This window comes from Enterobacter cloacae complex sp. P15RS (genome assembly GCF_014895905.1).
Classification (GTDB): domain Bacteria; phylum Pseudomonadota; class Gammaproteobacteria; order Enterobacterales; family Enterobacteriaceae; genus Enterobacter; species Enterobacter quasihormaechei.
On the sequence record NZ_JADBQL010000014.1, the window covers coordinates 58,215 to 84,744 of the forward strand.

The following is a 26,530-nucleotide window of genomic DNA, read 5'->3' on the forward strand; positions in this document are numbered from 1 at the left end:
GTCAAACCAGAGATTTACACTACAGTGTTAAGCCGATCACTTTCAGCTGAATGACTTACCCCAGCACCATCGTGCTCAACCGACAGGTACAGCACCGCCGCCCCTGCTCGTCGAATACCACGATCTCCCAGCTCTGGCTGGAACGCCCCAGATGCAGCGGCTGACACACGCCGCGCACCTTGCCCTGCGACACCGCGCGGTGGTGCGTGGCGTTCAGCTCCGTGCCCACCACGTTCTGCCCGTCGCGGGTCATCAGAAAACCGGCCATTGAGCCCAGCGTTTCCGCCAGCGCCGCCGAGGCGCCGCCGTGCAGCAGGCCAAACGGCTGATGGGTGCGCGCATCTACCGGCATCTCCGCTTCCAGCGTGTCGTCCCCGAGACGGGTATAGACGATGCCCAGGTGCGCCACCATCGTGTTCTGGCTGGTGGCGTTCAGCTCGTCGAGGGATAAATGACGTTTCCAGATCATCACGCCCCCAGCGTGGAGCCGCCGTCCACCACGATATCCTGCAAGGTAATATGGCTGGCGGCATCGGACGCAAGGAACAGCACGGTCGCGGCAATCTCCTGCGGACGAGCAATTTTGCCCAGCGGAATGCCGAGCTTGAACTGCTCGCCAAAGCCGCGAATGCGCTGCTGCTCCGCGTCGTCGCTTTTCCACAGGGTGCGCTGCATGTCGGTATCCGTGGAGCCGGGCGACACCAGGTTACAGCGCACGCCGCTGCCCGCCAGCTCCAGCCCGACGGTCAGCGCCAGGCTTTTCAGCGCCGCCTTCGACGCGCCGTAGGCACTCATGCCGATGCGCGGGGTGTGCGCCGCGTCGGAGGCCACGGTCACTATCGCCCCGCCCTGCTGACGGCGGAACTGGCCCATCGTCTGCTGAAACAAGTTAAACGCTCCGCCGACGTTGACCGCGAAGGTCTGCTGCCAGTCCTCCAGCGAGAGCTCGTCCGTCGCGCCCATGCGCAGAATGCCCGCCGCGTTAACCAGCACGTCGAGGCGCTCAAGGGTGCCGAGTAAACGCCCGCAGACGTCGCCCACCTGCGCCGCGTCCGCCACGTCCAGCGTTTCGGTGGCAAACGGATAATCGTCCTGCGGGAAGGCCAGATCGAACCCGGTCACCCGCGCGCCCGCCTCCACAAAGGCCAGCGCGGTCGCATAGCCAATACCTTTACCCGCGCCCGTTACCCAAACCGTTTTACCGGTAAAATCGAACCCGGCCATCACTTCACCTCACGGGAGAGCAGCGCCCACCAGGCGTCGAGGGTCGGATTTTTCGCCAGCATCACGAAGTCGATGTCGCCGTGCACCTTCCGCCAGCGGGCGGCCAGCGCCATCATGCGCACCGAGTCCAGACCGTAGTCGATCAGGTTTTCGTCATCCATCGGCTCGTCGGACTCGTCCAGCAGCGGCAGGATCAGCTCACGCAGCGCGGCTTTCGTTGCCGGAACGGACGGCAGCAGCTCGTCGGTCATCACCACGCGGCCCGAACGTCCGGCCACGTATTTCAGCGACATCAGGTGCTCGTCACGGGTGAAGTCCGCCAGCGCATCGGCGATAAAGAACGGCTTGATGTCGCGCATAAAGGCGTCGGTGGCGGTGGTCATGCAGCCGATGTGGGCATACACGCCGGTAATCAGCAGCTGGTTGCGGCCGGTCTCTTTCAGCATCTGCTCCAGCGGCGAGCGGTGAAATGCGCTGTAGCGCCACTTCACCAGCACGGTGTCCGCTTCGTCCGGCGCCAGTTCAGCCACGATGCGCTGCTGCTCCGGCGAGCGGGTCAGCCCCGGCCCCCACATGTCGTTCAGCAGGGCACGGTCTTCATCGCTCTGCTCTTTCGGCTGCGCGGTGTAGTACACCGGGATATTGTGTTCTTTGCAGTACGCGCGCAGTTTTGCGATGTTCGCCACCACCTGCTGCATCATGTCGCTATTTTCGCCCCAGAAGTTCAGGAAATACTCCTGCATATCGTGGATCAGCAGCGCGGCGCGCTCCGGCTCAAACGCCCAGTTCACCTTGTTGGTCGGCAGCTCTGCGGCGGTTGGCAGCGCGTAAGCGGTTAATTTTGGAATGGCCATTCTCTGTTCCTCAGCCCCGGGCGCGTTCAGCAAGCCACAGGCGCAACTGTTTCTTATCAACTTTGCCGACCGGCGTGAGCGGAAGCGCATCCACGCTCTCCACGCGGTCCGGCAGCTTAAATTCGGCAACGCCCTGCTCGCGCAGGAAGCGGCGCACCTCAACCGCGCGCAGGGGTTGTTTCACCACCAGATACGCACAGCTTTTTTCGCCCAGCAGGCTGTCCTCCATGCTCACCAGCGCGGCGTGGATCACCGCTTCGTGGCGCAGCAGCAGGTTTTCAATCTCTTCGGCGGCAATCTTTTCGCCACCGCGGTTAATCTGATCTTTCTCGCGCCCCTGCACGGTGATGTAGCCCTGCTCGTCGATGGCGATCAGATCGCCGGAGCAGTAAAAACCGTTGGCATCAAAGGCGCTGGCGTTGTGCTCCGGGCTGTTGAAATAGCCGCGGAAGGTGTACGGGCCGCGCGTCATCAAACGTCCGACTTCCCCGCGCGGGAGCGGGTTGCCGTCCTCGTCTGCCACCCACACTTCGTCATCTGGGCACATCGGGCGGCCCTGAGTGTTGATGATGCGTTCCGGCGCATCGTCGAGGGCGGTGTAGTTCACCAGCCCTTCCGCCATGCCAAACACCTGTTGCAGCTGGCAGCCGATTTCCGCCGGGATACGCGCCGCGAGCGTGGCGGAGAGCCGTGCGCCGCCTACCTGGAGCAGCTTCAGCGACGCAAGCTGGGCGTTGCCCGCCCCTTCAGCGATCGCCTGCAACCACAGGCTGACCGCCGGCGGTACCAGCGAGGTCACGTTAACCTGATGCTGTTCAATAAGCGGGAAGCAGAGCGTGGCGCTCGGATCGTTCGCCAGCACCACGCAGCCGCCCGCCGTGAACACGCCTAACGATCCTGGCGAGCTCATGGCGTAGTTGTGCGCTGCGGGAAGCGCGTTCAGATAGCGGGTTTGCGCAGTGATACCGCAGATTTCGTTGCTGCGACGGATGCTGTAGTCGTAGTCGTTATGCGTACGCGGGATCAGCTTCGGCGTGCCGGTGCTGCCGCCGGAGAGCTGGAAGAACGCCACTTCGTCGGCGGGCGTTGGGTTAGGGATAAAATTATCCGCCGGATGGGCAATCGCCGCTTCCAGCGCGCGATCGCCCCGATCGCCACGCAGCAGTACCCCGCGCACCGAGCGATGCTCGTCGATAAACGTATTGAGAAATTCGTCGCCTGCGAACAGGGCGTGGTCGCGATCGGCAATCAGTACGGCGGGTTTGATCTGCACCGCGTAGGCGTTCAGTTCGCTGCGTTGATGGCTAAAGAGCGCGTTGACCGGCGCGACGCCAATTTGCAGCAGCGCAAAGAAAGTGATGTAAAACTCGGCCACGTTGCCGAGCTGCACCAGCGCGGTCTCACCGCGATGCAGCCCCTGCGCCTGGAGGGCAGACGCCAGATTCGTCACCGCCTCATTAAACGCGCGGTAAGTGATGTGGCGATCGCCGTCGATAATCGCGACCGCATCGCTTTGCGCATGGTCCGTCAGGATGTGGGTCAGGGGCAGATCCTGCCAGTAGCCTTTTTCACGGTAGCGGCGGGCAAAATCCTCAGGCCAGCGGGTAAAAGGGATGGTCATGGGTATTCCTTAGTGCAAACCAAACACGTTAAGCATGGTGGAGAGCTTCACGCCCGTCTCGCGCCACTCGCCCACCGGGGAGGAAGCAGGCACAATGCCCGCGCCGGCAAACAGGCGAACGGTATTTTGATGCAGCCGCGCGCAGCGGATGGTCACCACCCACTCGCCGTTGCCTTCGCTGTCGCACCAGCCAACGATGCCGCCGAACAGTTCGCGGTCGAAGGGCTCCAGCTCGGCAATAAGTTCTTTTGCCGCCTGATGCGGGAAACCGCTCAGCGCCGGGGTCGGGTGCAGCAGGCAGGCCAGCGTCAGGGCGTTTTCGTTTTCACGCGCCTCGCCTTCTACTGGCGTCGCCAGGTGCCACAGCGTCGGGGTGGTGATGAGCTGCGGGGAAGCCGGCATGCTCAGTTGATGGCTGCGCGGTTCCAGAATGGTTTTCATCGCCTGAGTGACCAGGTCGTGTTCGTGACGATCTTTTTCAGAGGCCAGCAGCTTATTGCCCGCCTCGCGATCCAACACATCATCCGGCTGACGCCGCGCGGAGCCTGCCAGCGGCAGGGAGCTAAAGTGCGCGCCCTCTTTGCGCAGCAGCAGCTCCGGGCTGGCGCCCAGCAGCACGCCGCCATCTTCCAGCGGCACGTGGAAGTTAAAGCTCGCCGGGTTCTGGGCGATCAAACGCTCCATCAGCGCACCGCTATCAATGGTTTTGTCGGTGGCGATATCAATCAGGCGCGACAGCACCACCTTATTCACCTGCGGCGTGGCGGTGAGCGACGCGGCGCGGGCGACCATCTCCTCGAAAACCGGCTGCGGTGGGATCTCGGTGCGTTGTTGCACGTTCAGCGTCTGTGCGCCGGAGGCGTAGCGTGCAGTCTGCTGACGCGCAGGACGAGAGAAGGTCTGCCAACGCTGCGGAATAAACAGCGACGACGGTTTGCGGGTATCGAAAGGGATCGCCCCTACCATTACCGGATGGGCAATGCCGCTGTTTTTCGCATTTCTGAAAGACTGAGCCAGTTTTTGCTGAAAGGCCCCCGCCGGATCGTCACCGCCGACGGCGGGTTCAGAAAAACGGGCAAAACAGCCGGACGTGGTAAAACTGCGGTAAGGCGACATAAAGAAAAAGCTGTCTGATTGCAGCGTGGTCGCGGTGTGCTGAACTTCCTCAGCCAGGGACGTGTCCATATCATCCTCCTTAAAATGATAAAAGAAGCAATAATGATTATCATTTATATTTTCGTCGGCTAACCTAATCCCACAGCGCGCCGCTGTCAACCGTCGGGCCATTAACTTGTGCGACAAACGCTTGCATCCCTTCCCGGCAACCATGAAAATGAGAAGCATTATCTTCAATAAAAACAGGATGCCGCTCTGTGAAAATCGCTGCCGTTTGCCGCAATGCCCTTCTTCTGACAGGACTTTTTGTTTTAGGACTAACCTCAGCCGCCGCCGACGACTGGCCGCGCCAGGTCACCGACAGCCGCGGCGTGCACACGCTTGAGAGCAAGCCGACGCGCATTGTCTCCACCAGCGTGACCTTAACCGGCTCCCTGCTGGCCATTGACGCGCCGGTCATTGCCAGCGGTGCGACCACGCCCAACAACCGCGTGGCGGATGCGCAGGGGTTCCTGCGCCAGTGGGGCGATATCGCGAAACAGCGCAAGGTTGCCCGGCTGTATATCGGCGAGCCAAGCGCCGAAGCGGTGGCCGCCCAGATGCCGGACCTGATTCTCATCAGCGCCACCGGCGGGGATTCCGCGCTGGCGCTCTACGATCAGCTCTCCGCCATCGCCCCGACGCTTATCATCAATTACGATGACAAAAGCTGGCAGGAACTGCTGACCCAGCTGGGCACGATGACCGGGCATGAAAAACAGGCCGCTGCACGCATCGCCGCATTCGATAAACAGCTCGCGCAGGTAAAACAGCAGATGAAACTGCCGCCGCAGCCGGTGAACGCCATCGTCTATACCGCCGCTGCGCACACGGCGAACCTGTGGACGACAGAATCGGCGCAAGGCAAGCTGTTACATCAGCTGGGCTTTACGCTGGCGACGTTACCCGATGGGCTGCACACCTCAAAAAGCCAGGGCAAGCGTCACGACATTATTCAGCTGGGTGGAGAAAACCTGGCGACGGGGCTGAACGGCGAAGGGCTGTTCGTGTTTGCCGGCGACGAGAAAGACGTGAATGCGATTTATGCCAACCCGCTGCTGGCGCATTTACCGTCGGTGAAAAACAAGCGCGTCTGGGCATTGGGAACAGAGACGTTCCGCCTGGATTATTACAGCGCGATGCTGGTGTTACAGCGTTTAGATTCAATTTTTAAATAAGTGGCACATTCCCCGTAGGCCCGGTAAGCGCAGCGCCACCGGGCGTTTTGTCGGGTGGCGGCTACGCCTTACCCGACCTACAGGGGCTGAACCGCCGCAATTCCACCAGCGTCACCAGTAAGATCGCGCCAACCATTGCTAACACAAACCCGCTGCTGCTCGCCGACGCCACCGGAGTCATTATTGCTCCCAGCCCGCCGAGGATCGCCGCGCCAATCGCATCGCCCGTCACGTTCTGGGCTGTCCACAGACCGTTAATACGCCCCAGCATGCCTTCCGGCGTCTGGGTCTGGATCAGGGTGTACTGTAAAAGTGAGCTGACCGCGCTCAGCCAGCCGAAAATCACCAGACACATCACCCCCAGCGCCCAGACCGGCATCAGGCTGAAGAAACCGATGGCGATAAACGAGGCCAGCGTCGCCACCAGCATAATCAAGCCCGGACGCGCGCTTTGGGCCAGGTTACCGCTGGTCAGCGCCCCGCAGGCCGCACCGAGCGGAATGGCGGCGTACAGCACGCCAATCTCTGAGGCGCTCATCTGCCACTCGCCCGCCAGCGCCGGGTAAAGCACGCGCACGGCGCTCGCCATCGTCAGCAGGCCGCCGAGCAGCGCAATGCCGCCAATCAGCGGGTTACTGAACAGAAAACGAATCGCGGCCATTAACGACTTCAGCGGGTGCTCGCGCGGCTGCGGCGGCGGTGGCAACAGCGGCAGACGCAATAGCGTCAGCGTGGTGATAAAGGTTCCCGCCGCTGCAAGGCCATAGTTCCACGCCACGCTGCCGGTGGCCAGCAGCAGGCCACCGACCATCGGCGAAATCACCGAGCCGAGGCGCACGGTGAGCATGGTGATCGCCCCCGCCTGCATCAGGTTCTCGCGCCCCACCAGCGCGGGCGTCGCCGCCAGCAGCGCCGTCACGCCGAGCGAGGCGAAAAAACCGTCCCACAGGCCAAGGGCATAAATCGCCACCAGCGACGGCTCCGGCAGCATCGCGTTCAGACACAGCCCGATAAAGCCCACCCCGCAGGTACCGCGCGCCAGCAGGATCAGCTTCTTACGCTCGTAGCGATCCGCCAGCACGCCACCGACCATCAGGCCGATAAACATCGCCCCGCCGGTTAAGGTCACGGATAACCCCACCAGCCAGCTGGAGTGCGTCATGGTCTGGATCTGGACGGGCACGGCGACGCCGAGCAGGCCGAGGGATAAAATGGAGATAAAACGGGCGATAAAGACCGCGCGAAACGCCGGGTGCGTCTTAAGCAGGCTGAGGTTAAGCAGCCAGGATTTTTGATTCATGACAAGGCCTTGAGTCTATTTCTACCAATTCCATGGGCGCACATGCTAACATAGCCAAATAAGATAGATAACGATAATCACTATCATTATCAAATCATGGATGTTGCTATGTCGTTTTCCTCTTCTGCGGTGCGTGCCATTGCCGTGCCCGTATTATTGCTACTGCTAATCCTTGCGATTGCACTCAGCCTGCTGGTCGGCGCTAAACCGCTGCCCGCGTCCGTTATTGTCGATGCGCTCTCCGGAACCTGTCAGAGCGCCGACTGCACCATCGTGCTCGACGCTCGCCTGCCCCGTACCCTTGCCGGACTGCTGGCCGGCGGCGCGCTCGGCCTTGCGGGTGCCCTGATGCAAACCCTTACCCGTAACCCGCTGGCGGACCCCGGCATTCTTGGCGTCAACTCCGGCGCCAGCTTTGCCATCGTGCTCGGCGCGGCGCTGTTCGGGTTGACGTCACCCTCTGAACAGCTGGCGATGGCTTTCTGCGGCGCGCTGGCCGCCTCGCTGGTGGTGGCGTTTACCGGCAGTCAGGGAGGCGGCCAGCTCAGCCCGGTACGCTTAACCCTGGCAGGCGTGGCGCTGGCGGCGGTGCTGGAAGGTCTGTCCAGCGGTATCGCCCTGCTTAACCCGGACGTGTATGACCAGCTGCGCTTCTGGCAGGCCGGTTCGCTGGATATCCGGACCCTTGAAACCTTAAACGTGGTGGCGATCCCGGTCATTATCGCCGCCGTCGTGGCGCTGTGTTTAAGCCGGTCGCTGAACAGCCTGAGCCTCGGCAGCGACACCGCGACCGCCCTCGGCAACCGTGTCGCGCGTACGCAGCTGACTGGCCTGCTCGCTATCACCGTGCTGAGCGGTAGCGCAACCGCCGTGGTCGGTCCGATCGCCTTTATCGGCCTGATGATGCCGCACATGGCGCGCTGGCTGGTGGGCTCGGACCACCGCTGGTCGCTGCCGGTCACGCTGCTGGCGACCCCTGCCCTGCTGCTGTTTGCCGACGTGCTGGGCCGCCTGCTGGTGCCCGGCGAGCTGCGCGTCTCGGTGGTGAGCGCGTTTATCGGCGCGCCGGTGCTGATCTTCCTGGTACGTCGCAGACGCGGGGGTGGCGCATGATGGCTCTGTCCCGCCGTTTACTCACCAGCGTCTTCCTGCTGGCTATCGCCATTACTCTGCTGGCGGTCTGGAGCCTGCAAAGCGGTGCTGTAACGCTTGATTTCGCGCAGGTCTTTCACGCCCTCACCGGCAGCGCGCCGCGTAACATCACCATGGTGGTCACCGAATGGCGACTGCCGCGCGTGGCGATGGCGCTCCTGGTGGGCGCGGCGCTCGGCGTCAGCGGCGCGATTTTCCAGTCGCTGATGCGTAACCCCCTCGGCAGCCCGGACGTGATGGGCCTGAATACCGGCGCGTGGAGCGGCGTGCTGGTGGCGATGGTGCTGTTCGGGCAGCATCTGACGGCCATTACCTTTACGGCGATGGCGGGCGGCATTCTGACCTCGCTGCTTATCTGGGCCCTGGCCTGGCGCAACGGCATTGACACCTTCCGGCTGATCATTATCGGGATCGGCATCCGCGCGATGCTGATGGCGTTTAACACCTGGCTTTTGTTGCAGGCGTCTCTGGAAACCGCGCTCTCCGCCGGGCTGTGGTATGCCGGTTCACTTAACGGCCTGACGTGGGGCAAAACCTGGCCCGCCGCGCCGCTGATTTTGCTGATGTTTATCGGCGCACTGCTGCTGGTACGCCGGATGCGCCTGCTGGAGATGGGCGACGACAGCGCCTGCGCGCTGGGCGTGAGCGTTGAGCGTTCGCGCCTGATGCTGATGCTGGTGGCGGTATTGCTGACCGCTGCGTCCACCGCGATTGCCGGGCCGATCTCGTTTATTGCCCTTGTCGCGCCGCATATCGCGCGGCGTCTTAGCGGCACCGCACGCTGGGGCTTGACCCAGGCTGCCCTGTGCGGTGCGATGCTGCTGCTGGCCGCCGATCTCTGTGCCCAGCGGCTGTTTATGCCTTATCAACTTCCGGTGGGCGTGGTGACCGTCAGCCTCGGCGGGATTTACCTCATCGTCTTGCTCGTTCAGGAGTCACGCAAGAAATGACAGATTCAACAACCCGCTTGCGCGGCGAAAACTTGACCCTCGGCTATGGCAAAAAAATCATTGCCCGTGATTTAACCGTCGCCATTCCGGACGGCCACTTCACCGCGATTATCGGTCCGAACGGCTGCGGCAAATCGACCCTGCTGCGCACCCTGAGCCGCCTGATGTCGCCGACAGAGGGCAGCGTATTCCTCGACGGAGAGCAGATCCAGCGCTTCGCCAGCAAAGAGGTGGCGCGACGCATCGGGCTGCTGGCGCAAAACGCCACCACGCCGGGAGATATCACGGTGCAGGAGCTGGTCTCGCGCGGGCGCTACCCGCACCAGCCGCTGTTTACCCGCTGGCGCAAAGAGGACGACGAGGCCGTGAAGCGCGCGATGGAAGCAACGGGCATCACCGATCTGGCTCAGCAAAGCGTGGATACCCTCTCCGGCGGACAGCGACAGCGGGCGTGGATCGCGATGGTGCTGGCGCAGGAAACCGCCATTATGCTGCTGGACGAGCCGACGACCTGGCTGGACATCAGCCATCAGATTGACCTGCTGGAGCTGCTGAGCGAGCTGAACTGCACGCAGGGGTACACCCTGGCGGCGGTGCTGCATGATTTAAATCAGGCCTGCCGCTACGCGACGCATCTGATTGCGCTGCGCGACGGCGAGATTGTGGCACAGGGCGCGCCGAAGGAGATTGTGACGCCAGAGCTGATCGCGCGGATCTACGGCATGCGCTGCATGATTATTGACGATCCGGTGGCGGGTACACCGCTGGTGGTGCCGTTAGGTCGGCGGTAATTGCCGGACCCGGCCTACAGTCAGCTCCCGTAGGCCGGGTAAGGCGTAGCCGCCACCCGGCGCTGTTGACGTTACTCCAATATTTCCTTCAACACCGGTCCTATCTTCTCGAACGCCTGCGGTGAAATGATATCCACGTGGGCGCAGTCCTGGCTGTAGACCTCCAGCTCGCCCACCCACGGCGCCCAGGCCGTATGCGGATCCATCGTTCGCGTGCGTTCGGCAACAAACAGCGTCGCTTTACCGTCGAACCGTGAGCTGTGCGCGGTGGTGAGCAGTCGCACCGCGTCCGCGTAGTTGCCTTCAATGGTGTTAAACAATTCGCTGGAGCCCTGCCCCTGCTGGGCGGCGATAAACGCCTGACGCTCGCGCTCGATCTCCGCCAGCACTTCCGGGTCAAGGCCGTTGGCCTCTTTCTCCGCCCAGTTCTGGGTTTCCGGCGGCCAGGTATCCAGCAGACCAAGAAACGCCACCGCTTCGCCCTGCTCGCGCAGACGCGCCGCAATGCCCTGCGCCAGCGTGCCGCCGAGCGAATAGCCGAACAGATAATACGGTCCCTGCGGCTGCTGCTTACGCAGCGTTTTCAGGTGATGTTCGATCACGCCATCGAGATCCGCGCACTGCTGCATCGGACCGTTTGGCCGCGGCGACTGAATGCCGGTAATCGACCAGCGAGGGCTGAGATAGCGCGCCAGGACGCTGAACTGCCAGGCAAAGCCGGACGCCGGATGGAAGCAGAACAGCGTCGGGCCGTTGCTTTCACGCAGCGGCAGCAGGGTTTCATACCCCAGACGCTGCGCCTGTTCGTCGCTCAGTTGCGAATCCAGCAGCTCGCTGAGTTTGCCGACCGTCGAGGCGACCATAATCTGCCCCGGCGTGACCTTGCGGCTGAACGCACGGCCGAGCTGAGCCGCGAGGCGCATCGCCAGCAGCGAGTGGCCGCCAAGGGCAAAGAAGTCGGCGTCGATATCGTTCACTTCGCAGCCCAGCAGCGCGGAAAACGCCTGCGCCACGACGGCTTCGGTTTGTGTCTCGGGTGCGCGACCGGAGGTTTTGCTGGTCAGCTCCGGCAGCGGCAGCGCCTTGCGATCCAGCTTACCGTTGGCGCTCAGCGGCAGCGCGCTGATTTGCAGCAGCACCACCGGCACCATATGCGGCGGCAGCTGTGCCCTGAGCGAGTCCAGCAGCGCGTCGCGATCCAGCGGCAAACCGGATTCGGACACCACATACCCCACCAGCTGGCGGGCATCGCCGCCCGTTGCCGCAGCCTGATTGAACACGCACGCATGCGCTACGGCCTGGGCCACGTCAGGCAGTGACAGCATCGCCCGGTCGATTTCGCCCAGCTCAATGCGCTGACCGCGGATTTTCAGCTGGTCATCGCTGCGGCCCAGATATTCCACCGCCCCGTTGTCCAGCCAGCGGGCGACGTCTCCGGTGCGATACATCCGCTCGCCTGGGGCAAACGGATCGGCAATAAAGCGGCTGGCGGTGAGGTCGGGGCGTCCCAGATACCCCTGTGCCAGCTGAATGCCGGTGAGATACAGATCGCCCGCCACGCCGAACGGCACCGGGCGCATCATCGCATCCAGAATGCGCAGCCCCGTATTCCACACCGGGAAGCCGATCGGCACGCTGTTGCCCTCCACCGCAGCCAGTTCCGGACCGTACGCCGGATACCAGCTCACGTCCACCGCCGCTTCGGTTGGGCCGTAGAGGTTGTGCAGCGGTACATGAGTGAGCTGCTCCCACTCGCGGCACAGCGCCGTTGGCAGCGCCTCGCCGCTACAGAACACCTGCTTCAGCGTCCTGCAACAGTCGACGTTTTCCGGCGTCAACGAGGCGACAAACGCCGCCAGCATCGACGGCACGAAGTGGGTGGTGGTTACGCCATATTCTGCGAAGAAGCTCTGCATCGCCTGCGGGTCGCGGTGCGCGTCCGGCTCGGCCATCACCAGCTTTGCCCCGGCGATAAACGGCCACCAGAACTCCCACACCGACACGTCAAAGCTGCACGGCGTTTTCTGCGCCACGACATCATCCGCCGCCAGTGGATAATGATCCTGCATCCACTTCAGGCGGTTAACGATGGCGGTATGCCCCACCATCACCCCTTTCGGGCGTCCCGTTGAACCTGAGGTAAAGATGATGTACGCGGTCTGCTCCGGCTTCGCCAGCCGCAGAGGTTCAGCGTCCGTGGTCGGCAATAGCATGTTGTAACTAAGCGAAGGTATCGGCAGATCGTTAAAGCGCGGAAGCTGCGCGTCGGTGGTAATGAGAAGCGACGGTTTCGCGTCCTCCAGCATCATCCGCAAACGATCGTCCGGGTAGCCGGTATCCAGCGGCAGCCAGGCGGCACCGGCTTCAACAATGCCGTGCAGCGCCAGGGTCAGGAACACTGAACGCGGAAGCGCCACCGCCACGCTGTCGCCGGGCTTCACGCCGCGCGCGCGCAGCAGGGTTGCCAGCGCGACCACCTGCTCGCGCATCTGGCGGTAGTTCAGCTCAATATGGGCATCCGCCAGCGCGGGGGCGTCCGGCGTTTTGTTTGCCTGCTCCGCCACCAGATCCGCCAGCGTGGTGGAGGGCAGCGCCAGGCCGGTATCGTTGATGCGCGCCAGCCGGGCGTACTCCTGCTCGGATACGGTTTCCACGTCGCCACAGCGCAGGCCCGGGTTCGCGGCAAACTGCGTCAGCATCGCGTTCAGGCGCGAAACGTGGCGCTTCAGCGTCGCGTCGTCGTAACGCTGCCTGTTGGCGAGGATCTCAATGCTTAATCCGCCCTGCTCGTCCGGGAACAGCGCCAGCTCCAGATCGTTCACCGGGCCGGTCGCCAGCGTGTGGGTGATGGCCTCCACGCCGTCGATATCCAGCTGATAATCAAACACCTTCACGTTCAGCACCGGCCCAAACAAGGGTTCGTCCCCTGCGGCCCGCCCGCTGTCGCGCACGATCTGCTCGGCGTCGTAGCGCTGATGGCGGCGCATCTTTTTCAGCTGGTTCGCCAGGCGCAGCGCCAGCTCCGGCAGGCTCTCAAGCGGATTAATATTCACCGCCAGCGGCAGGACGTTAAGCACCGGGCCGGTTGCGGTCAGCGCGGCGGACCCCATGCGGCGCATAAAGATAAACCCGGCGGCGTAGTCCAGCCGTCCGGTGAGGCGGCCGAGCCACAGCGCCACCAGCGCAAGCGCCAGATCGGTGCGCTGTGCCTGCCCGGCTGCCTGCGCCAGCTGGCTAAAGGCGCGAGCGTCAATTGCAATTTTCAGGCGCAGGATGTCGGTAGTGGCGGCGCGTCCCGGCAGCGGCGCGGAGGAGAGCGAGACCGGAGGAGGAAGCTGTTTGCGCTGCCCGGCCCAGAAAGCACCGTCGCGCTGCCAGGCCTCGCTGTCGCGATAGCGCTGATACTCGTCAACAACCTCGGCAAACGGGGTAAACGGTGAGGCTGGGGTGGGTTCCCCTTTCTTCCATGCAGCATAAATTGCGGCGATCTGGCGGGTAATCGCCGGGAAACTGAAGCCATCCACCACCAGATGGTGATAACGCTGATACCAGTACCAGCGGTTGTCACCGACCTGAATCAGCTGATGAAAAGCGAGCGGCTGACCGCTGTCCACGCGCAGATCCTGACTGAGATCGGCCTCCATCAGCGCCACGGCGGCATCGTGAGAATCAACGCGAACGATGGACGGCTCCGGCAGGATCAGGGTCTCATCGACCCACTGCCAGACCTCGCCGTTATCTTCAGCGAAACGCGTGCGCAGGGTATCGGCCTGCATCATGCCTTGCGCAATGGCTTTTGCCAGCAATGGCGCGTCGATATTGCCTTTCAGCTCGGTGTAGTGCGCCACGCTCCAGGCGTTTGGCAGCGAGGAAAGCTGCTCTGCCATACAGATACCCGGCTGGGCGGCGACGAGAGGAAGACGGTTCATGCGCGCTCCCCCGCAAAACAGGACGGCTCAAGCGTCTGCCAGCGTTGCGCCAGCCACTGCTGGCACGCCTCCTGAGAGTGCGGTTCGCAGACCACGCGCCAGCCCGCGGGCAACTCGCACTGCTGCGGCCACAGGCTGTACTGCCCCTGGTCATTTTGCAAAATGGCGAACTGTCCCTGCGGATTATCGAAAGGATTGCTGAATTCCATACAGACTCCGTTATTGAATGAGCGGCTGCCAGAGGGTCATCAGCCCCTGCGTCAGCCCACCGCGCCAGCAAAGCGCATCGTGTCCGCCGTCAACCTGACGCCAGAATACCGGTTGCTGTGCGTGTAGTTCGGCGTAAATCGCCTGGTTTGCGCGCAAGATAAGCGGCTCATTGCGCCCGGCCTCAAGGACGATGCGCAGCCCGCGAGCGGTTTTTTCACCCGCTTTAAGTTGTTCGATGAGCAGCCCGTCCTGCTGTGCACCGCGGTGCGGCCACCAGTAAGATCCGGACTGGCTGAGGATGCAGCCAAACCGCTGCGGCCAGTTGAGGCCGGCATAGAGCGAAGAGAGCCCGCCGAAGCTCTGGCCCGCCACCACGGTGCGATCGGCGCGATCGCTGAAGGGCGCAATGCTGTTCACCTGCGGGAGAAGCTCTTCCTGCACCGCCAGCCAGAAATCAGGGTTGCAGGGCAGCTCGCGGCTGCGGTGCGCGGTGTCTATCGCGTCGATCAGCACGTAAACCGCTGGCGGCAGTTTGCCTTCACGGGTGAGCGACGCCAGCGCGGGCCAGACAGGCATGCTTTCGGCCCAGAACTGCCCGTCGAGGAGGACCGCCAGCGGGCGACCGGGGTTATCATCGCCGGTGGTAAAAATCCACACGCGGCGACGGTTCTTCAGGCGCGCGCTGTTCCACGTAATGCAGACGGGCTTTTTGTAAGGCGTATCGGGATGGTTCCAGCCCGGCTGAACGGGGGCCGCAGGCATTTCCAGCGCCGAGACGGCGTGCCCGCGCCCGCCGCGCCAGCTCTGCGCATTCAGCGGATCAGAAATTGCGTGCGGCAGCAGTTTTCGCCAGCCTTCGCGCAGCGCCATGCGGTCCGGCTGATCGCCTTTAAACACTGCATCGGCAAAATCGTTTTCGTTATCGGAGGGGATAAAACAGTAGCTGCCGCGCCATTCGGGGCTGAACTCCCCCTGCCAGTGCCAGACGTCGGTATCCGGGATACGTTCAAGCGATTGCGGGCGGGCATTCTGATGGTGGTCGGTCACGCCGGTAACGTAGAGCCAGACGCGCTTGATCGTTGAGGTCTGCTGGGTTCCTGCCGGGTCCCGCCACCAGAATGTGACGCGATAGTTTTCCTCATGACGTTCCCATTCCGGCCCGTTTTTCGACTGCCACCACGCTTCACTTCCGGTTGTTAACGCCGTCACCCTTATAACCCCATGTTTAACAATATTTTTTGTTTCAGAGCAAATTTTATTGATAATATTATTGATAACTATTTGCATTTGCAATAGCGTATTGCCCGCGCTGTGGGAAGCGCGTTCATAAATAACCATAAAAGCGGGACGTACAATGAATAAGAAGATTCACTCTCTGGCCTTGCTGGTCAATTTAGGGATTTATGGCGTCGCGCTGCCCGCCATGGCAGACGACAACGCCGCCTCCGCGCAGCACGAAGACACCATGGTGATCACCGCCGCCGAGCAGAATTTGCAGGCGCCTGGCGTGTCGACCATCACCGCCGATGAGATCCGCAAAAACCCGCCCGCGCGGGACGTGGCGGAAATCATCCGCACCATGCCGGGCGTTAACCTGACCGGGAACTCCACCAGCGGCCAGCGCGGGAACAACCGTCAGATCGACATTCGCGGCATGGGCCCGGAAAACACCCTGATCCTGATCGACGGCAAGCCCGTCACCAGCCGCAACTCGATTCGCCTGGGCTGGCGCGGCGAGCGTGATACTCGCGGCGATACCGGCTGGGTGCCGCCGGAGATGATCGAGCGTATCGAAGTGATCCGCGGCCCGGCCGCCGCGCGCTACGGTAACGGCGCGGCGGGCGGCGTGGTGAACATCATCACCAAAAAATTCGACGACCAGTGGCACGGCTCCTGGAACACCTACCTGAACGCGCCAGAACATAAAGACGAAGGTTCTACCAAGCGCACCAACTTCAGCCTGAGCGGCCCGCTGGGCGGCGACTTCAGCTTCCGCATGTTCGGTAATCTGGACAAAACCCAGGCCGACGCGTGGGACATTAACCAGGGCCATCAGTCTGACCGTACGGGCGCTTACGCCAACACCCTGCCCGCGGGCCGCGAGGGTGTAGAGAACAAAGACATCAATGGCGTGGTGCGCTGGGACTTCGCGCCGATGCAGTCGCTGGAGTTTGAAGCGGGCTACAGCCGCCAGAACAACCTGTATGCGGGTGACACGCAGAACACCAACAACGACAACGCGCTGGTGAAGAAAAACTACGGCAAAGAGACCAACCGTATTTATCGCCAGAACTTCGCCGTGACCTGGAACGGCGGCTGGGATAACGGCATTACCACCAGCAACTGGGCGCAGTACGAACACACCCGCAACTCTCGTCTGGGCGAAGGGCTGGCGGGCGGTCTGGAAGGCCTGTTCAACAGCAATAAATTCACCGATACCGATCTGGCCGACGTGATGCTGCACAGCGAAATCAACCTGCCGATTGATTTCATTGTGAACCAGAACCTGACGCTCGGCACCGAGTGGAACCAGCAGCGGATGAAGGATTCAACCTCCTTCACGCAAACCCAGCAGGGTGGCACCATCCCGGGCATGAGCGAAGACCGTAGCCCGTACACGTCAGCGGAGATCTTCTCCCTGTTCGCTGAGAACAACATGGAGCTGACCGACAGCACCATGCTGACCCCTGCCCTGCGCTTCGATCACCACACCATCGTGGGCAATAACTGGAGCCCGTCCCTGAACCTGTCGCAGGGTTTGGGGGATGACTTCACCCTGAAGATGGGGATTGCGCGCGCTTATAAAGCGCCAAGCCTGTACCAGACCAACCCGAACTACCTGTTGTACAGTAAAGGCCAGGGTTGCTACGCCAGTTCCGACGGCGTGGGCTGCTACATGATGGGTAACGACGATCTGAAAGCGGAAACCAGCATCAACAAAGAGATTGGCCTGGAGTGGAAACGCGACGGCTGGCTGGCGGGCGTGACCTGGTTCCGCAACGACTACCGCAACAAGATTGAAGCGGGCTACGCGCCGATTGGCCAGACCTCCACCGGTAAAGTCACCACCGATATCTACCAGTGGGAAAACGTGCCGAAGGCGGTGGTGGAAGGTCTGGAAGGCTCCCTGAACGTGCCGGTCAGCGACACCATCAACTGGACCAACAACATCACCTATATGCTGCAAAGCAAGAACAAGGAGACCGGCGATCGCCTGTCGATCATTCCGGAGTACACGCTGAACTCGACCCTGAGCTGGCAGGTGCATCAGGACGTGTCGCTTCAGTCGACCTTTACCTGGTACGGCAAGCAGCAGCCGAAGAAGTACAACTACAAAGGTCAGCCGGTGACCGGGTCTGAGAAAGACGAAGTCAGCCCGTACAGCATCGTTGGCCTGAGCGCCACCTGGGACGTGACCAAAAACGTTAGCCTGACCGGCGGCGTGGACAACGTCTTCGACAAGCGCCAGTGGCGCGCGGGTAATGCCCAGACGACCGGAAATGCCACCACCGGTGCGTATATGTACGGTGCGGGTGCCTACACGTATAATGAACCGGGTCGCACCTGGTACATGACCGTGAATACGCGTTTTTAAGGCACTGAAGTCAATCCTTCCCTCTCCCCTCCGGGGAGAGGGTCAGGGTGAGGGGAAAAACCATGCACACCACCCACAGCACATTTTCCCTCGCCGGCCTCACTCTCCACCGCATCAGCTTCGACCCCGTCACCTTCACCGACGCCGATCTCCTCTGGCTTCCCCATCACGCCCAGCTCGCTAATGCCGGACGTAAACGCAAGGCTGACCATCTGGCAGGACGCATCGCCGCCGCGCACGCCTTGCCTGACCACACCGTTCCCGCTATCGGCCCCAGCGGGGAACCGCTCTGGCCGGACGGAATTTCAGGCAGCATCACCCACAGCGGCACCCAGGCCATGGCGGTAGTGGTTCGCGATCGACACGCGCTTATCGGCATCGACTGCGAAACCATTCTGCCCGAAAATGAAGCCAGAGAAATTAAGGATGGCATTATAGATGCCCAGGAAGAGCGCGTACTTTCCCGCTCGGGATACCCGTTCGCCCTCGCCCTGACGCTGGTTTTCAGCGCCAAAGAGAGCCTGTTCAAGGCCCTCTTTTCCCAGGCGCAGACATATATGGGTTTTGACAGCGCCTGCGTCACCCTGCTCGACGATAAGACGCTTACGCTGGCGTTGAACCGTCAACTGGCAGGCTTTAACGAAGGCACCGCCTTCACCCTGCACTGGCAGCAGCACGGCGAGCAGGCGATTACCCTGCTGTCACACGTTCCTGCCGACGCGCCTTCACGCTGGTCACCACAAACGTCACGATAAACACCACCGCGAACAGCACCACGATGGTCGGCGCGGGCGCGCTGTCGAGATAAAACGAGGCATAGACGCCGCTGACCGACATCAGTACTGATACCGCCACTGCCACCAGCAGCGCCATGTGAAAGCGTCGGGCGATCAGCACCGCCACCGCGCCGGGGGCAATCAGCAGCGAAATCGACAGAATGATCCCCACCGCCTTCAGCGTCGCCACGATGGTCAGCGAAACCATGCACAGTAAGCCGTAGTGCAGCCATCGGGCGCGCAGGCCGCTCGCCTGCGCCTGCTGATAGTCAAAGCAGAACAGCAGGAAATCGCGCCACTTCAGGCCAATCACCAGCGCGATCACCCCCGCGACGAGACCGCTTTGCAGTATGTCCATCCCGTTAATGCCCAGCATATCGCCGAACAGAATGTGGTCGAGATGCACCTCAGGTTTGACGGCGATATAGAGGCTCAGCCCGGCGCCGAACATCCCGGAAAAGACAATCCCCATCACCGTATCCTGCTTGATCCGGCTGTTGTCCTTCAGGTAGCCGGTGGCGATCGCGCAGAACAGACCGGCAACGAATGCACCCACCGCCAGCGGCAGGCCCATCACCCACGCCAGCACCACGCCGGGAAACACCGCGTGGCTCATGGCATCGCCCATCAGCGCCCAGCCTTTGAGCACCAGAAAAACCGACAGCAGCGCGCAGGGCACGGCTACCAGAAGTGAAATCAGCAGCGCGTTATTCATGAACGCAAACTGGAAGGGTTCAAGGAGCAGCGCCATCATGGGTGTGCCTCCTTCGCGCGACGGCGGCTGGCGAGCAGCCCGTGCTTCGGCGCAAAGACGAACGCCAGCAGGAACAGCAGCGTCTGGGCGACCACAATAATGCCGCCGGTGGCACCGTCCAGATAATAACTGGCCCACGCGCCGAGGAAGCTGGTGAGGCTGCCAATGGCGACGGCAATCATCAGCAGGCGCGGGAAGCGGTCGGTGAGCAGCCACGCGGTTGCGCCGGGCGTAACCACCAGGCAAATCACCAGAAACGCGCCAACGGTTTGCAGCGCCGCCACGGTGGAGACCGCCAGCAGCGTGAAGAACAGAACCTTCAGGCGCGCCGGGCGCAGGCCGATGGCGCGGGCGTGGTTCTCATCAAAAAAGGTCATCATCAGATCTTTCCATTTGAACAGCAGGATAACCATCGACACCACGCCGATAATCGCCAGCTGGACGATATCCTCCGGGGCGATAGCCAGAATATTGCCAAGCACGATGGTCTGAATATTCACCGAGGTCGGGTTGAGCGAGACCATAAACAGCCCCAGCCCGAAAAAGGAGGAGAAGATCAGTCCAATGATGGCGTCCTCCTTCAGGCGGCTGCGCTGGTTGAGAAACAGCATGCTTCCCGCCGCCAGCCCGCCCGATAAAAACGCCCCCAGCGAGAACGGCAGCCCGAGCATGTAAGCCCCCGCCACGCCCGGCACGATGGAGTGCGAGAGCGCATCGCCGATCAGCGACCAGCCTTTGAGCATCAGGTAGCAGGAGAGAAACGCGCACAGCCCGCCCACCATCGCCGAGACCCACATCGCGTTGAGCATGTACTCATAGCCGAAGGGTTCAAGAAGCGCGTTCATTTGGCCTCCTGCCGGTGCGTCACGAAGGGCCGCTCATCGTCGGTGATGATGCGTTCTTCCGAGCCGCTGAGCACCACGTGGCGCAACACGCCGCTGAAGGCGCGCTCAAGGTTTTCGGCGGTAAAGGTGGTTTCCGTCGGACCGCTCGCCAGCACGGTGCCTTTGACCATCACCGTGTAATCGCAAAACTCCGTGACCGAGCCTAAATTGTGGGTCGAGACCAGCATGGTTTTGCCCTCATCGCGCAACTCGCGCAGCAGGCTGATGATTCTGGCTTCGGTTTTAACGTCCACGCCGGTAAACGGCTCGTCGAGCAGGATCACCTCGCCCTGCTGGGCAATCGCCCGCGCCAGGAAGACGCGCTTCTTTTGCCCGCCGGAGAGCTCGCCAATCTGCCGATGGCGCAGCTCGAGCATATCCACGCGCTTCAGGGCGTCGGTTACGATCTGCCGATCCTGCGCTTTAGGCCGCCGCAGAAATCCCATATGCCCGTAGCGGCCCATCATCACTACGTCCTCGACCAGCACCGGAAACGACCAGTCGACCTCTTCCGACTGCGGCACGTAGGCGACCAGGTTCTGGCGTAGCGCCCGGTGAGGCGGCAGCCCATGGAGGGTGATGCTGCCGCTCGCCGCCCGCACAAAGCCCATCACCGCCTTAAACAGCGTGGACTTGCCGGAGCCGTTCACCCCCACCAGCGCGGCAATCGATCCGCCGGGCACGCTGAACGACGCATTGCGCAGCGCCGTGTGGCCGTTGCGGTAGGTCACGGTCACGTCCGTAACGACAATCCCCTTTTGCATGGTCACTCCTTCATGCCGTCGCGAATGCCCTGCACCAGCGTGCGGGTGGTGACGTTCAGCAGATCGATATAGGTCGGCACCGGGCCGTTTTCCGCGCTCAGGGAGTCTACGTACAGCACGCCGCCGTAGTGGGCGCCGGTTTCCCGCGCCACCTGACGCGCCGGCTTATCGGAAACCGTGCTTTCGCTGAATACCGCCGGGATGCGATGTTTCTTCACCAGATCGATCACCTTGCGCACCTGCTGCGGCGTCCCCTGCCGATCGGCGTTGATCGGCCACAGGTAAAGTTCCTTCATGCCCAGATCCCGCGCAAGATAGGAGAAGGCGCCTTCGCTGGTCACCATCCAGCGCTTGTCTTCCGGGATCGCCGCCACCTGCTTGCGCAGCGGTTCGAGGGTCGCGACGATCTTCTGCTTGTAGGCGTCAGCGTTGCGCTGATACGTCTGCGCATTCGCCGGGTCGTACTTCACCAGCGCGTCGCGGATGTTATTGACGTAAATCAGCGCGTTGTCCGGCGACATCCACGCGTGCGGGTTGGGCTTGCCGTCGTACGGCCCCTCGCTGATGCCCATCGGGGTAATGCCCTGGGTGACAATCACCTCCGGCACGCCGTTCAGATGCTGATAAAAACGCTGGAACCACAGCTCCAGATTCATGCCGTTCGCCAGGATCAGCTGCGCCTTCTGCGCGCGTTTGATATCCCCCGGCGTCGGCTGGTACTCATGGATTTCAGCGCCCGGTTTGGTGATGGAGGTGACGTCTGCGGCATCCCCCGCCACGTTTTTCGCCATATCCGCGATGACGGTAAAGGTGGTGATGACCTGGAACTTTTCAGCCGCCAGCGCGCCCGTACTGGTCGTAGCCGTGAGCAGCGCGCCGAGCAACAGACGCTTTAATCCTTGCAATGGGTGCATCGCAGAAGTCTCCTGAGGTGGTTAAATTCAAAGCAAAATTAGCCCGTGCTATAAGATATAGCACAGGCTATATTTAAATGAAAATGGTTATCATTAAAGTTATGTCAATGAAGGGCGTGCCTGATGGCGCTTCGCTTATCAGGCCTACGGAAAAGCAGTTTTGGAGTTTTGTAGGCCGGGTAAGCGCAGCGCCACCCGGCAAAAAAATGGCTGGATTTTTAATTAAAGGAGTTTGTCATTACTTAAACATCCGGGAACATCACGCTATTCCCCGGCGCTTCCCTGTGCAGATGAATAAAGTTCAGGTGCCGTTCATACTGGTCCAGAATGTCCGTAATCACCTGCTCCTTGCTGTAATCCATCAAATCATTCCCCTGGCTACCTTCCAGCAGGAACGTCTCCAGCCGGTAGTAGGTTGATTTCCCGCTGCGCGCCCGGTAGGTAAACCCAGGCACCGAGTACTGCTGCGGCCAGATCTGATAGACAAAGTTCTGCTCGTCGCCCATGTGCACCAGCAGATCCAGGTGCCCCAGGGTTTCGCCCTCCTCCGGCGGCAGGTTTTTCAGCTCCACGTACGCACCGCGCAGCTTCAGCTCCTGCGCCACCTCTTCCATCGCCGGGAAGCAGACGGTTTCCATCATCTGGCTGGTGTAGCGCGTGCCCGGGTAGTTCATCAGGCGCGACAGGCGCTTCTTCCAGCTCAGCCGGTCCTGGGCGCCCATCGGCCGCGGCGCGGTGTCGCGGCTGGCGCTTTCGCGGCGGTAGTCTTCCACCTTGAGCGATTTATACAGCCCGGCCATCACGAAGAAGATCACAAAGCTGAACGGCAGGCCCATGATCACCGTGGTGTTCTGCAACGCCGAAATGCCGTTGGTCATCAGCATGCCGAGCGTCAGCAGGCCGATGGCGACGGACCAGAAGATGCGCAGCCAGTTCGGCGCGTCGCTGTTGATGTCCTTCAGCTTCGAGGTGAAGTTCCCCAGCACCAGCGCGCCGGAATCCGCCGAGGTGACGTAAAACAGCAGGCCGGTAATGGTCGCTACCGAGGCGCTAAAGGTAAACGCCGGATACTGCGCCAGCAGACTGTAGAAGCCGCGCTCCGGGTGCGCCATCGCTTCCTGGGCAAAGGTTGCGTTGCCGTGGATGATCTCGTGCAGAGCGCTGTTGCCGAAAATCGACAGCCACAGCAGGGTAAAGGTGAACGGGATGATCAGGGTGCCCATCACAAACTGACGAATGGTGCGCCCGCGGGAAATACGCGCCAGGAACAGGCCGACAAACGGCGACCATGCGACCCACCACGCCCAGAAGAACAGGGTCCAGTTGTTCATCCACTCCACCGGGCGGTCAAAGGCGAAGCTGTTCAGCGTCATGCCCATGAAGCGGTTCACGTAGTCCCCCACGTTCAGTACCAGAGCGTTGAGCAGGAACGACGTGTCGCCCATAAACAGCACGAACAGGATCAGGCCCAGCGCCAGCGCCACGTTTAGCTCAGAGAGCACGCGGATGCCCTTATCCACGCCGGAGGTCACCGAAATGGTGGCGATAATCACCGAGAGCGCAATCAGCGCCGCTTTCGCCGCCATCGAATCCGGGATATCAAACAGCACGCTCAGCCCGTAGTTGAGCTGGACCACGCCAATGCCGAGCGTCGTCGCGATGCCGAAGATGGTGCCAATGACCGCCGCGATATCGACGCTGTGGCCAATCGGGCCGTTAATTCTTTTCCCGAAAATTGGGTACAACGCGGAGCGGATGGTGAGGGGCAAATTATAACGATAGCTAAAGTATCCGAGCGCCATCCCCATCAGGGCATACATCGACCATCCTGTCAGGCCGTAGTGGAACAGCGTCCAGACCATCGCCTGTCGCGCGGCCTCCATCGTCTGCCCCGCCCCTTCCGGCGGCTGCATATACTGCGTGACCGGCTCGGCTACCGAGAAGAACATCAGGTCGATGCCGATGCCCGCGGCAAACAGCATTGCCGCCCAGCTCAGCAGGCTGAACTCGGGCTTGGACTGCTCTGGCCCAAGCTTCACCGAGCCGAAGCGCGAGCAGGCAATGCAGACCACGAAGACGATATAGAGCGTCGCCGCCAGCAGGTAGTACCAGCCGAAGGTCTTCGACACCCAGTTCAGGGTGCGGCCAATCCACTCGGCAGAAAAATCGCTAAAGAAAATGGTCGTCAGGGAAAACAACAAAATCAGCCCGGCGGACGTATAAAAAACGACCGGATTGATTTTGTCTTTTTCTCTGTCTTGTGAAAGGTCTGTCATCCAGTATCCCCACTGTTTTTGTAACTATTGAAATCCAAAATCGCAACAATTAAGACACATTTTATATTGAACGTCCAATCAAAAACCGCTTTAATAGATTACCAACGCTGATGAATGGAGTGGCAAAAATGCCCAAAGTGGGGATGCAGCCGATCCGGCGCAGGCAGCTTATCGACGCCACGCTGGAAGCAATTAATGAAGTGGGAATGCATGACGCAACCATCGCGCAGATCGCCCGTCGGGCGGGCGTGTCCACGGGGATCATCAGCCACTATTTCAAAGATAAAAACGGCCTGCTGGAAGCGACCATGCGCGACATCACCGGCCAGCTGCGCGACGCGGTATTAAGCCGCTTACGCGCCCTGCCGAACGGCAGCGCGGAGCAGCGTTTGCAGGCGATTGTCGGCGGCAATTTTGATGAAACCCAGGTCAGCGGCGCGGCGATGAAGGCCTGGCTGGCCTTCTGGGCGAGCAGCATGCATCAGCCGATGCTCTACCGTTTGCAGCAGGTCAGCAGCCGCCGGTTGCTCTCAAACCTGGTGTACGAGTTCCGCCGCGAGCTGCCGCGTGAACAGGCTGAAGAGGCGGGCTACGGGCTCGCCGCGCTGATTGACGGGCTGTGGCTGCGCGCCGCGCTGAGCGGCAAACCGCTGGACAAAACCCTCGCGCAATCGCTCACCAGCCACTTTATCAGCCAGCATTTACCGACCGAATAACCGAGGAGGAAGCATGTCCCGAATGGCAGAACAGCAGCTTTATATCAATGGTGGTTATACATCCGCCACCAGCGGTCGTACCTTCGAGACCATCAACCCGGCCAACGGTGAAGTTCTGGCGAGCGTGCAGGCCGCCGGGCGCGAAGACGTGGACCGCGCCGTAGAGAGCGCAACGCGCGGGCAAAAAATCTGGGCGGCGATGACCGCCATGGAGCGCTCGCGCATCCTGCGTCGCGCCGTCGATATCCTGCGCGAGCGCAACGACGCGCTGGCGAAGCTGGAGACCCTCGACACCGGTAAGGCGTTTTCTGAAACCTCGACCGTCGACATCGTCACCGGCGCGGACGTGCTGGAGTACTACGCGGGGCTGATCCCGGCGCTGGAAGGCAGCCAGATCCCGCTGCGCGACACCTCATTTGTCTACACGCGCCGCGAGCCGCTGGGCGTGGTGGCGGGCATCGGCGCGTGGAATTACCCGATCCAGATCGCTCTGTGGAAATCGGCCCCGGCGCTGGCGGCGGGCAACGCGATGATCTTCAAGCCGAGCGAAGTGACCCCGCTCACCGCCCTGAAACTGGCGGAAATCTACACCGAGGCGGGTCTCCCGGACGGCGTGTTTAACGTCCTGCCGGGCGTGGGCGCGGAAACCGGCCAGTACCTGACCGAGCATCCGGGCATCGCCAAAGTCTCCTTCACCGGCGGCGTCGCCAGCGGCAAAAAGGTGATGGCGAACGCCGCGGCCTCCTCCCTGAAGGAGGTGACGATGGAGCTGGGCGGCAAATCCCCGCTGATTGTGTTTGACGATGCGGATCTGGATCTCGCCGCAGACATCGCCATGATGGCCAACTTCTTCAGTTCCGGACAGGTGTGCACCAACGGCACCCGCGTGTTCGTGCCTGCAAAATATAAGGCCGCGTTTGAGCAGAAAATCGTTGAGCGCGTGGGCCGCATCCGCGCGGGCGATCTGTTCGATGAAAGCACCAACTTTGGCCCGATGGTCAGCTTCCCGCACCGCGACAGCGTGATGCGCTACATCGCCAAAGGTAAAGAGGAAGGCGCGCGCGTGCTGTGCGGCGGCGACGTGCTGAAGGGCGACGGGTTTGATAACGGCGCGTGGGTAGCCCCGACCGTGTTCACCGACTGCACCGACGAGATGACCATCGTGCGCGAAGAGATCTTCGGCCCGGTGATGTCCATCCTCACCTATGAAAGCGATGAAGAAGCCATTCGCCGCGCCAACGACACCGACTACGGTCTGGCGGCGGGCATCGTCACCGCCGATCTGAACCGCGCGCACGGCGCGATTCATCAGCTTGAAGCGGGCATCTGCTGGATCAACACCTGGGGTGAATCCGCCGCGGAGATGCCGGTTGGCGGCTACAAGCACTCCGGCATTGGCCGCGAGAACGGCGTAATGACGCTTCAGAGCTACACCCAGGTGAAGTCCATCCAGGTTGAGATGGGTAAATTCCAGTCCATATTTTAAC

The 26,530-nt window shown here is 61.7% G+C and carries 22 protein-coding genes; 8 read left to right on the plus strand and 14 right to left on the minus strand.

Annotation, left to right across the window (positions count from 1 at the left end):
* Positions 1-55 precede the first annotated feature (55 nt).
* From entH to entC, 5 genes are read right to left on the minus strand one after another with little or no spacing between them, the layout of a single operon-like run.
* Positions 56-469, minus strand: coding sequence for a proofreading thioesterase EntH (entH, locus tag IM267_RS09670; protein ID WP_063866045.1), 414 nt, complete (start codon positions 467-469; stop codon positions 56-58).
* Entirely contained in the window at positions 469-1,224 is a 756-nt protein-coding gene (gene entA / locus IM267_RS09675; protein ID WP_193033284.1) for a 2,3-dihydro-2,3-dihydroxybenzoate dehydrogenase EntA, read from the minus strand. The genes entH and entA overlap by 1 nt, the downstream gene beginning before the upstream one ends.
* Positions 1,224-2,078, minus strand: coding sequence for an isochorismatase (locus IM267_RS09680; protein ID WP_112792637.1), 855 nt, complete (start codon positions 2,076-2,078; stop codon positions 1,224-1,226). Before IM267_RS09680 ends, entA begins: the two co-directional genes overlap by 1 nt.
* Positions 2,079-2,088: 10 nt before the next feature.
* Entirely contained in the window at positions 2,089-3,699 is a 1,611-nt protein-coding gene (entE, locus tag IM267_RS09685; protein WP_193033285.1) for a (2,3-dihydroxybenzoyl)adenylate synthase EntE, read from the minus strand.
* 9 nt (positions 3,700-3,708) lie between these two features.
* Entirely contained in the window at positions 3,709-4,884 is a 1,176-nt protein-coding gene (entC, locus tag IM267_RS09690) for an isochorismate synthase EntC (protein WP_131636145.1), read from the minus strand.
* A gap of 188 nt (positions 4,885-5,072) precedes the next feature.
* Between entC and fepB the strand changes: the two genes are divergently transcribed.
* Complete coding sequence (gene fepB, locus IM267_RS09695) at positions 5,073-6,032, plus strand: Fe2+-enterobactin ABC transporter substrate-binding protein (RefSeq protein ID WP_193033286.1); 960 nt, start codon at positions 5,073-5,075, stop codon at positions 6,030-6,032.
* Positions 6,033-6,093: 61 nt separating this feature from the next.
* Here fepB and entS read toward each other — a convergent pair whose 3' ends face one another.
* Positions 6,094-7,332: an enterobactin transporter EntS gene (gene entS / locus IM267_RS09700; RefSeq protein WP_063866039.1), complete on the minus strand. Its 1,239-nt coding sequence runs from the start codon at positions 7,330-7,332 to the stop codon at positions 6,094-6,096.
* 108 nt (positions 7,333-7,440) lie between these two features.
* Between entS and fepD the strand changes: the two genes are divergently transcribed.
* The 3 genes from fepD to fepC are packed head-to-tail and all read left to right on the plus strand — an operon-like array spanning position 7,441 to position 10,225.
* The gene (gene fepD, locus IM267_RS09705) at positions 7,441-8,445 is read left to right on the plus strand and encodes a Fe(3+)-siderophore ABC transporter permease (RefSeq protein ID WP_047367698.1); all 1,005 of its coding nucleotides are present in this window, start codon (positions 7,441-7,443) and stop codon (positions 8,443-8,445) included.
* On the plus strand, positions 8,445-9,434 hold the full coding sequence (gene fepG, locus IM267_RS09710; protein WP_193033302.1) for an iron-enterobactin ABC transporter permease: 990 nt from the start codon (positions 8,445-8,447) through the stop codon (positions 9,432-9,434). Before fepD ends, fepG begins: the two co-directional genes overlap by 1 nt.
* The gene (gene fepC / locus IM267_RS09715; RefSeq protein ID WP_193033287.1) at positions 9,431-10,225 is read left to right on the plus strand and encodes an iron-enterobactin ABC transporter ATP-binding protein; all 795 of its coding nucleotides are present in this window, start codon (positions 9,431-9,433) and stop codon (positions 10,223-10,225) included. The genes fepG and fepC overlap by 4 nt, the downstream gene beginning before the upstream one ends.
* A 71-nt stretch (positions 10,226-10,296) precedes the next feature.
* Here fepC and entF read toward each other — a convergent pair whose 3' ends face one another.
* Genes entF through fes form a run of 3 tightly spaced genes read right to left on the minus strand, consistent with a single transcriptional unit; the run spans position 10,297 to position 15,573 of the window.
* Positions 10,297-14,154: an enterobactin non-ribosomal peptide synthetase EntF gene (gene entF, locus IM267_RS09720; protein ID WP_193033288.1), complete on the minus strand. Its 3,858-nt coding sequence runs from the start codon at positions 14,152-14,154 to the stop codon at positions 10,297-10,299.
* A complete protein-coding gene (locus IM267_RS09725) occupies positions 14,151-14,363 on the minus strand; it encodes an MbtH family NRPS accessory protein (RefSeq protein ID WP_063449420.1) in 213 nt (70 codons plus the stop codon). The genes entF and IM267_RS09725 overlap by 4 nt, the downstream gene beginning before the upstream one ends.
* Positions 14,364-14,373: 10 nt before the next feature.
* Positions 14,374-15,573: an enterochelin esterase gene (fes, locus tag IM267_RS09730; RefSeq protein WP_193033289.1), complete on the minus strand. Its 1,200-nt coding sequence runs from the start codon at positions 15,571-15,573 to the stop codon at positions 14,374-14,376.
* Positions 15,574-15,718: 145 nt separating this feature from the next.
* On the opposite strand from fes, the gene IM267_RS09735 reads away from it, so the two are divergent.
* Positions 15,719-17,959 (plus strand): TonB-dependent siderophore receptor, encoded by a 2,241-nt coding sequence (locus IM267_RS09735; protein ID WP_193033290.1) that lies wholly within the window; start codon positions 15,719-15,721, stop codon positions 17,957-17,959.
* A 62-nt stretch (positions 17,960-18,021) separates the two neighbouring features.
* Positions 18,022-18,714, plus strand: coding sequence for an enterobactin synthase subunit EntD (gene entD, locus IM267_RS09740; RefSeq protein WP_193033291.1), 693 nt, complete (start codon positions 18,022-18,024; stop codon positions 18,712-18,714).
* On the opposite strand, the gene IM267_RS09745 is transcribed toward entD, so the two are convergent.
* The 5 genes from IM267_RS09745 to betT form a co-directional block, all read right to left on the minus strand.
* A complete protein-coding gene (locus tag IM267_RS09745) occupies positions 18,650-19,489 on the minus strand; it encodes a metal ABC transporter permease (RefSeq protein WP_193033292.1) in 840 nt (279 codons plus the stop codon). The genes entD and IM267_RS09745 overlap by 65 nt on opposite strands.
* Entirely contained in the window at positions 19,486-20,334 is an 849-nt protein-coding gene (gene sitC / locus IM267_RS09750) for an iron/manganese ABC transporter permease subunit SitC (RefSeq protein ID WP_193033293.1), read from the minus strand. The genes IM267_RS09745 and sitC overlap by 4 nt, the downstream gene beginning before the upstream one ends.
* Positions 20,331-21,137 carry an iron/manganese ABC transporter ATP-binding protein SitB gene (gene sitB / locus IM267_RS09755; RefSeq protein WP_131636138.1) on the minus strand — a complete coding sequence of 269 codons (807 nt, stop codon included), beginning with the start codon at positions 21,135-21,137 and terminating at the stop codon, positions 20,331-20,333. Before sitB ends, sitC begins: the two co-directional genes overlap by 4 nt.
* Before the next feature lie 2 nt (positions 21,138-21,139).
* Positions 21,140-22,051, minus strand: coding sequence for a metal ABC transporter substrate-binding protein (locus IM267_RS09760; protein WP_193033294.1), 912 nt, complete (start codon positions 22,049-22,051; stop codon positions 21,140-21,142).
* 242 nt (positions 22,052-22,293) lie between these two features.
* A complete protein-coding gene (gene betT / locus IM267_RS09765) occupies positions 22,294-24,327 on the minus strand; it encodes a choline BCCT transporter BetT (RefSeq protein ID WP_063866018.1) in 2,034 nt (677 codons plus the stop codon).
* A 128-nt stretch (positions 24,328-24,455) separates the two neighbouring features.
* On the opposite strand from betT, the gene betI reads away from it, so the two are divergent.
* Together betI and betB are read left to right on the plus strand one after the other, a co-directional pair.
* Positions 24,456-25,043, plus strand: coding sequence for a transcriptional regulator BetI (betI, locus tag IM267_RS09770; RefSeq protein WP_023334836.1), 588 nt, complete (start codon positions 24,456-24,458; stop codon positions 25,041-25,043).
* 13 nt (positions 25,044-25,056) lie between these two features.
* Positions 25,057-26,529: a betaine-aldehyde dehydrogenase gene (gene betB / locus IM267_RS09775; protein WP_193033295.1), complete on the plus strand. Its 1,473-nt coding sequence runs from the start codon at positions 25,057-25,059 to the stop codon at positions 26,527-26,529.
* The last annotated feature ends 1 nt before the right edge of the window (position 26,530 follow it).

Excerpts from the sequence above, each read along its gene's own strand:
- sitB (WP_131636138.1), bottom strand. The coding sequence starts at position 21,137 with ATGCAAAAGGGGATTGTCGTTACGGACGTGACCGTGACCTACCGCAAC.
- IM267_RS09725 (WP_063449420.1), bottom strand. The coding sequence starts at position 14,363 with ATGGAATTCAGCAATCCTTTCGATAATCCGCAGGGACAGTTCGCCATT.
- entH (WP_063866045.1), bottom strand. The coding sequence starts at position 469 with ATGATCTGGAAACGTCATTTATCCCTCGACGAGCTGAACGCCACCAGC.
- fepD (WP_047367698.1), top strand. The coding sequence starts at position 7,441 with ATGTCGTTTTCCTCTTCTGCGGTGCGTGCCATTGCCGTGCCCGTATTA.
- entC (WP_131636145.1), bottom strand. The coding sequence starts at position 4,884 with ATGGACACGTCCCTGGCTGAGGAAGTTCAGCACACCGCGACCACGCTG.
- entA (WP_193033284.1), bottom strand. The coding sequence starts at position 1,224 with ATGGCCGGGTTCGATTTTACCGGTAAAACGGTTTGGGTAACGGGCGCG.
- sitC (WP_193033293.1), bottom strand. The coding sequence starts at position 20,334 with ATGAACGCGCTTCTTGAACCCTTCGGCTATGAGTACATGCTCAACGCG.
- betB (WP_193033295.1), top strand. The coding sequence starts at position 25,057 with ATGTCCCGAATGGCAGAACAGCAGCTTTATATCAATGGTGGTTATACA.
- fepG (WP_193033302.1), top strand. The coding sequence starts at position 8,445 with ATGGCTCTGTCCCGCCGTTTACTCACCAGCGTCTTCCTGCTGGCTATC.
- IM267_RS09735 (WP_193033290.1), top strand. The coding sequence starts at position 15,719 with ATGAATAAGAAGATTCACTCTCTGGCCTTGCTGGTCAATTTAGGGATT.
- IM267_RS09745 (WP_193033292.1), bottom strand. The coding sequence starts at position 19,489 with ATGATGGCGCTGCTCCTTGAACCCTTCCAGTTTGCGTTCATGAATAAC.
- fepC (WP_193033287.1), top strand. The coding sequence starts at position 9,431 with ATGACAGATTCAACAACCCGCTTGCGCGGCGAAAACTTGACCCTCGGC.
- IM267_RS09760 (WP_193033294.1), bottom strand. The coding sequence starts at position 22,051 with ATGCACCCATTGCAAGGATTAAAGCGTCTGTTGCTCGGCGCGCTGCTC.
- entE (WP_193033285.1), bottom strand. The coding sequence starts at position 3,699 with ATGACCATCCCTTTTACCCGCTGGCCTGAGGATTTTGCCCGCCGCTAC.
- betT (WP_063866018.1), bottom strand. The coding sequence starts at position 24,327 with ATGACAGACCTTTCACAAGACAGAGAAAAAGACAAAATCAATCCGGTC.
- entD (WP_193033291.1), top strand. The coding sequence starts at position 18,022 with ATGCACACCACCCACAGCACATTTTCCCTCGCCGGCCTCACTCTCCAC.
- entF (WP_193033288.1), bottom strand. The coding sequence starts at position 14,154 with ATGAACCGTCTTCCTCTCGTCGCCGCCCAGCCGGGTATCTGTATGGCA.
- entS (WP_063866039.1), bottom strand. The coding sequence starts at position 7,332 with ATGAATCAAAAATCCTGGCTGCTTAACCTCAGCCTGCTTAAGACGCAC.
- IM267_RS09680 (WP_112792637.1), bottom strand. The coding sequence starts at position 2,078 with ATGGCCATTCCAAAATTAACCGCTTACGCGCTGCCAACCGCCGCAGAG.
- betI (WP_023334836.1), top strand. The coding sequence starts at position 24,456 with ATGCCCAAAGTGGGGATGCAGCCGATCCGGCGCAGGCAGCTTATCGAC.